At 63.8% G+C, this 6,527-nt stretch carries 4 protein-coding genes; 2 read left to right on the forward strand and 2 right to left on the reverse strand.

Going from position 1 to position 6,527, the window contains the following annotated elements:
* Window positions 1–458: 458 nt before the first annotated feature.
* Window positions 459–659 (reverse strand): hypothetical protein, encoded by a 201-nt coding sequence (locus M1L58_RS23090; protein ID WP_248660606.1) that lies wholly within the window; start codon window positions 657–659, stop codon window positions 459–461.
* 10 nt (window positions 660–669) lie between these two features.
* Between M1L58_RS23090 and M1L58_RS23095 the strand changes: the two genes are divergently transcribed.
* Both M1L58_RS23095 and M1L58_RS23100 read left to right on the forward strand, forming a co-directional pair.
* Entirely contained in the window at window positions 670–843 is a 174-nt protein-coding gene (locus M1L58_RS23095) for a hypothetical protein (RefSeq protein WP_248660609.1), read from the forward strand.
* Between the two features lie 433 nt (window positions 844–1,276).
* Window positions 1,277–3,121: a subtype A tannase gene (locus tag M1L58_RS23100; RefSeq protein ID WP_248660607.1), complete on the forward strand. Its 1,845-nt coding sequence runs from the start codon at window positions 1,277–1,279 to the stop codon at window positions 3,119–3,121.
* A gap of 2,795 nt (window positions 3,122–5,916) precedes the next feature.
* Here the strand turns inward: M1L58_RS23100 and M1L58_RS23105 are convergent.
* Window positions 5,917–6,527, reverse strand: a 611-nt coding sequence (locus tag M1L58_RS23105) for an ATP-binding cassette domain-containing protein (protein WP_248660608.1), incomplete at its 5' end; no start/stop codon positions are given.

Here is a 6,527-nt window from a genome sequence, read left to right on the forward strand (position 1 = left end):
AGTTCGAGAGCCTCCGACAGACCCGGGGCGGTTCATTAGGCGGTGCGCTCGTCGACACGGTCGTCTTCCTCGACAAGGCCGTCGGGTAGGGCTGCTCGCGGCGAGTAGATTGTGGATGTGCTGATGGCCACGGCCGGACTATCCGAATCCGCTGCTGATTGCCGCGCGGACAACTGGCCGTTCTACATCGGGTTCGCGTTGTTTGTGTTGTTCTGCGTCTGGATCACCTTGTCGATGTTTGCGACTGTCGACGTCATCAGTCGTTACATCGGGCCGAGTCGCAGTGCGACGTGGGTCGGCGTCGTGTGGCTTGTTCGATCATCGGCGCGGCCGCTTGGCGCCTTTCACGCCGCCGCTCGCAGGCCGCTTATGTCAACTCGAACCCGAATTGCTAGTTCGCCCAGCCGATTTGAAGTGCCGATAATGACGCGTTATGTCGTGGTGCCCGCGCGTGCGCATCAGCCGTCAACGAGATCATTCTGGGCTCGTATTTTGTCTGCGTACTCCTGGTTGAAGAATCTCAGAGGCATGCTCTCGACGGTGTCGGCGCCGAATTCGCTCACCTGCAGCAGCTGTCGCAGCGCAGCACGAGCGTGCACGGCGTCGCCGGCCTCGAGGATGGTGCGCAGAACGTCGAAGGGTTGGTCGAGCGCGGCCACTTTCGCTGCGGTGGTCTTCGACGACGAGATCCGGGCGGCCGTGGATGCCCGCAGGGACGCCGACGCACTGCTCGACGCCGCGGTGGCCAAGGCCCGCCAGCTGGGTCGCTCGTGGGCCGACATCGGCGCGGCCATCGGCACGACCCGACAATCAGCCAACGAGCGCTGGAAAGACCGCACGTGAGTGCCGCCGGGTGATCATCGGCTAATTTGATTCTGCCGCAGTTAGTTTCGAACTCCGATACTAGATATCATGTCGTCAGAAACAGGCGTCGGCCGCCAGCACATGGTGACGGTGGTCCCGTCGGGTCCGGCGGTAAGTGCATGGGTGTCGCTGAGTGCGGTGATGAGTGCCAGTCCGCTCTGCGGGGCTGGGGTCCCAGGTACCGGTGTCGGTCACAGTGATTTCGAGGGCGCCGTTGAATCTGCGGCAGCTGCGCACAACCAGATGCGGTTGCTGTGCGCCGGCTGTCAATGCGCTGCCAGTACGGCGAAAGTCAGCGATCCGATCCGCAACTGGCGGCACACTGGGGGTCGAGTCCGGAACGGTTGCCTACGCCGCGCAGCGCCGACAGACAGACGCGTGCGAGGAGCACGCGAGATGAGGAGACGATCAGATGGAGATTTCGCGCCGGACAGTACTGCGCGGCGGGCTAGTGGCTGGTGTGGTCGGCGTCTTTGGCGTGGCCGCGTGCGGAACGTCGTCGGACTCATCATCACCGTCGACCACCGCGAAAGCGACCGCGGGCCCGCCGCCAGCGCTGACCCTGAACGCGGCCACCTGGTCCTACGACCCGACCAACGACGTGTACTACCAGCTCGGAATCACCTACGTCGAGAAGCCTCAGGCCACCGACTACGAGACGCTTGGAGTGTTCGTCCCGGGAAAGTACTTCGCCGGCACGAAGAACAGCGACGGGACCTACACCGTCAAGGTCAACCCCGACGGACGCGTCGGCAATCTCAGCGCTACCACCGCGCCGATCGTCTTCCCGGTCAACACACCCGGATACGCCGCGCAGAAACCACCGACGACCTACTCCTACGACGACGTGTCGTCGTATATGAAGGCTGGGTACGTCTACGTCGCCGCGGGGCTGCGCGGCAAGGACTCGCAAACCACCGCCTACACGGGCAATGCGCCATGGGGCGTCGTCGACCTGAAAGCCGCCGTGCGCTACGTCAAAGTCCAGGGAAATGCGTTGCCCGGGAACAAAGAATCGGTGTTCGTCTTCGGTCACAGCGGTGGGGGTGCGCAGAGCGCGGTGATGGGGGCCTCGGGCGACAGCGATCTCTACGCTCCGTACCTCGAGACGCTGGGCGCGGCAATGGCCGACGTCGACGGCAACACCGTGAGTGACGCCGTGGCCGGCGCCATGGCGTGGTGCCCGATCACCAGCCTGGATTACGCGAACGCTGCATACGAATGGAACATGGGCCAATTCGCCACGACGGGCACCCGTGCAGCCGGTACATGGACCGCTCAGTACTCCCAGGACCTCGCACGGGCGTTCGCCGACTACCAGAATCGTCTTGCCTTGAAGGACGCGGACGGTAAGGCCCTTACACTCAGCGAGACCGGCGACGGTATCTATCTGCGCGGGAGCTACTACGACCACATCGTCTCGGTGGTGCAGACCTCGCTCAACGACTTCCTGTCCTACACAACCTTTCCGTACACGCCGAATACCCAGACAATGGCCGGGATGGGTGGTGCAGGAGCCTCGGGCGGCCCGCCATCGGGTGCTGCGCCCAGTGGTGCCGCGCCCGGTGGCGGAACACCGCCAGCGGGCGGCGCGACACCGGGAGGCAATTCGTCTTCGACAACTGCCACGACCTACGACACGGTCGACGACTACTTCGACCACCTCAACGAGGCCGGCACGTGGGTCCGCTACGACGCTGACACGAAGAAGGCGACCGTCCTCAATCTGAAGGGCTTCGTCACGAGTCAGAAGAACGCCACCAAGGACGTGGGGGCTTTCGACGGCATCAGCGCCCAACAGACCGAAAACGTTGTCATGGGTAAGAACACCGACGGTCTACACTTCGCGCCGGTGTCGCGGGAGCTCATCGCCAAGAACCAGCCGGCGTACGCGAAGTTGTCGGACTGGAAATCTGAGTACGGCGCCGCCGCCTACGAGACCGATTTCGTCGTCAAAGACAGCACCGGCCACGACGTCGAGTATCGCCTGAACATGTACAACCCCATGTACTTCCTCTCCAACATGTACGACGGGTACAAGACATCGACAGTGGCACCACACTGGCGCATCCGCACCGGCATCATGCAGGGCGACACGGCCAGCACCGTAGAGGTCAATCTTGCGCTCGCACTGCAGAATTTCGGTGTTGACAACGTCGACTTCGCAACCGTGTGGGGACTTGGACACACCACCGCCGAAACGACGGGGGACTCGGTGGACAACTTCATCAACTGGGTGTCAGAGAACCTCAGCTAGCCTGCCGCTCGCAGTCGCGTCGCGCCCGCACCACCACGTCGGTGTGCGGGCGCGACGTATCACCGCGTCTGTCTAGGCGTCGGCGGGTCGGTTCAGCGCATATGACTGACACGCCGCCTGCGCCTTCTCCTTCCACGCAGTTGCATCTACCCCCGGCGGGGCAGAAGGTGCGCCGTTTGACGACCCTCCCGGCCCCGGAGCTCCCGCTGGCGGTGCGGCGCCGTCGGCCGGCGCTCCCGCAGGAGGTGTCTGCTGCCCGGAGCCGCTGCTGTCGGGTCGTTCCGGCATCGTGACCCCATTGTCTGCCATGCACTGTTCAAATCTCGCCATCTGCCACTGGTCGGCTGACCGTTCTGACCGTCACCTGCGGCACGCTCAGCAGTGCCATCGCCCGGCGGTGCTCGACCGCTCGGCGACGCCCGTGGCTGTATCCGATGAGGCGCCACTGGGGCCTGAACAACCCGCCATCAGCACTACAGCCATCAATCCGAACACCGCAACAACGATCATTGACATTCAGCGTCTCACGACGCCTCCCTTCACATCTTTCGCAAGCGAAGATCGCCACCGGTCAGCCACTGATACGCAGAAAAGCGTGTCCTAGCCTCCCCCTGGCCCGCCGCACGCCCGCACACTGCCACTGTGGCAGTGTGCGGGCGTCGCACGCACGCGTGTCCGCTAGGAGTCGGCAGGTTGGCTAGGAGCGTACGACTGACACGCAGCCTGTGCCTTCTTCCAGGCGGTCGCGTCGACACCCGGCGGGGCGGCTGGCGCGCCGCCCTCCGACGGCCCACCGGTCGCTCCCGGAGCTCCCGTCGGCGGGGTACCGCCCGCTGGCGCACCCGCACGAGGTGCCTGCTGCCCGGCGCCACTGCTGTCGGGCCGTTCCGGCATCGTGACGCCATTGCTTGCCATGCACTGCTCGAACGCCGCCATCTGCGACTGGTCGGTGGAACCACTCTCAGTGACGCCAGCGCCATTCTCGCCAGTGCCGGCGGAAGCGGCGCTCGACTGCACGGCAGCATTCCCGGCGGTCGCCGAGGGTACGTCACTGTTGCCCGAACAACCCGCCACCAGCACGGCGGCCAGCAATCCGATCGCGGCCACCGTCATCATCATCATCCGACGTCTCACGACGCCTCCCTTCACTTGTCCCGACGACGTCCATCACCGCCGGTCAAGCATTGATACGTAACGATTCTGGGAGGTAGCTGGACTGATCCTGCGCAAATGAGTACACCTACGACGTTGAAGCCGCCGACCGCCACGACGAGCCCGTGGTGCCCAACCACGCACCTGCATCACCCGGCGCCGCTTGTGAATCCGGCTGTGAACGGGCGGGCACCAAGCGACAGCGGTGGAAACGACGGGACCAACAAAGAACCCGATCAGCGTTCAGCGAAGTGCACATCGGGCGGCTTAAGCAGGGCAGGTACACTCAGGACGCGAGATGCTGCCCGGCCGGAATGTTCAGTTCGTGAAGACGGTCAACCGCGTGCGCTTCGCAGACGCGCAAGGCGCACGCCACAGGAACACAGGACGCGTCCTGCGTGCTCGGGCGTCACTACGCAGCAATGCGCTGCTTGGCGAGCGGGCGGATCGGGGACAGCGGGGTGTGTCGGATCGGTGTGATGCCGATGCGTTGAACGGGTTCCTCCGCTGTCTGGCGCTGTGTCCCACGCGTGTCGACTCGGGGGCTACAGCCAGATCGGTTAGCACCGTCAGACTCGCTGAGCGTCCTCTACGCTACGCGGTTCACATCTCGGCCGAGCAGTCGTACCGCTGGGATTTGACGCCAGCCGGTGTCAGGTCGCAGAGAGATAATTCTGGCAGCGGTTAAAAGAGCACCGCTGTGCTCGGCAACAAGCACTTCCCCGTCTGTCGTCGTCAATGTGGCCGGCCCGCACGGCGTATCGGCCGAGGCCGGCTGGTCGAACCAAATCACCTCGCCGTGCTCGTGCTGGAGTCCGATTCGGCGCACGAATCCTTTCCCGATATCGGAATGCCGCCGTGGGGACACATCGAATATCGAATAACCTAGATTGAGCAGTGCGTCAATGGGGCAGAAATTTCCGGGGGTGTCAGTGTGCAACGACATATATCATCCTTCGGTGTCTCTAATCCTTAGAAGCGCAATCGATGCGATGCATTGAGCTGACGAGTTAACAGGATGGCCTGCGCATTGCTGCAAAACTTTGTGGCCCGAATGGGGGACGGGACGTTCTGACGGAAAACGGTAGTCCATTCAGGCTGCGCTGCTCGGTAATTACTCAACCATCGATCGGCCAGTCACCGCCAATGGCTTTTTGCGAGAGTGCTTATGGCCGCTCCTTTCAAATTACGCTTGCTGTGGTGGCCGGGCGAATTGTTCGGTGCGGATGCAGCCATGCTTGAACTCTACCCACTGTATGGATGGCCAAACAATCGGTTTGAACCTGCAAATGCGCTGTGAATAAACTGGGAGACAATTCCGACATTTCAGCCCGAATCGAAAATGCGGGCGCACACATAGCGGACAGCACAGTAGTGGAGAGACAGATTCGCCGCGCCGTACCACGGCGTAGAAAGAGTGTCCTCGCCAGATGCGTTTGCGTGGCCGCTTCATCCGGGCCCGTCCAAGACGTGGATGTCGCCCACTTCCTGCCTGACTGGCCCGGGGGGCATATCTGGCACCGCAGGCCCGTTGGGCGGCGGTTACCGAGTGGCGGGCCGGGTCGAGCGCTTCGTGGCCCTATCGAGGCGTTGTCGGCGAAGATAGCCGCCTCGTCGTGGATGTGGGGGGGCGCTTGCTGTGGCTATGAGGCGCAGACGGCGCGGGTGTTATTCCTCCCTGACAGGCGCCCGTCGCGCAGGACAACGACGTCATCGGCGATGTCGGCAACCCGGGGGTCGTGGGTGATGAGGAGGGTGGTCTTGCCGTCGGCGAGGCGCCGAAGCGGTTCGAGGACGCGTTGTGCGGTGTCGTGGTCGAGTCCTGCGGTCGGTTCGTCGAGCACCAGGACGGGGGTGTCGCGAAGGATCGCCCGTGCGATAGCAATTCGTTGGCGCTGCCCGCCGGACAGGGTGAGGCCGTCTTCCTCGAGTGTCGTGTCGTAGCCGTCGGGGAGCTCCTTGATGAACGAGTCGGCGTCGGCGGCTGTTGCGGCACTGATGATCTCGGCCCGGCTGGCGTCCGGGCGGCCGTAGGCGATGTTGGCCGCGACAGTGGCGGCCTTGATGACGGGCTGCTGGGGTAGCAGTGTGACGTGGTCGCGAATTGATGCTGCAGTGAGGTTCGCATAGTCCAGGTCACCGAGGGTGATCGTGCCGGCGTCGGGGCGATCGAACCGGCACAGCAGTGATGCCAGCGTCGATTTGCCCGCGCCGCTGGGGCCGACGAGCGCCGTGATTCGTCCCGGGCGCAGGG

It is taken from the genome of Gordonia sp. C13 (assembly GCF_023218005.1).
In the GTDB taxonomy this organism is placed as follows: Bacteria; Actinomycetota; Actinomycetes; order Mycobacteriales; family Mycobacteriaceae; genus Gordonia; species Gordonia namibiensis.

Excerpts from the sequence above, each read along its gene's own strand:
- M1L58_RS23100 (WP_248660607.1), top strand. The coding sequence starts at position 1,277 with ATGGAGATTTCGCGCCGGACAGTACTGCGCGGCGGGCTAGTGGCTGGT.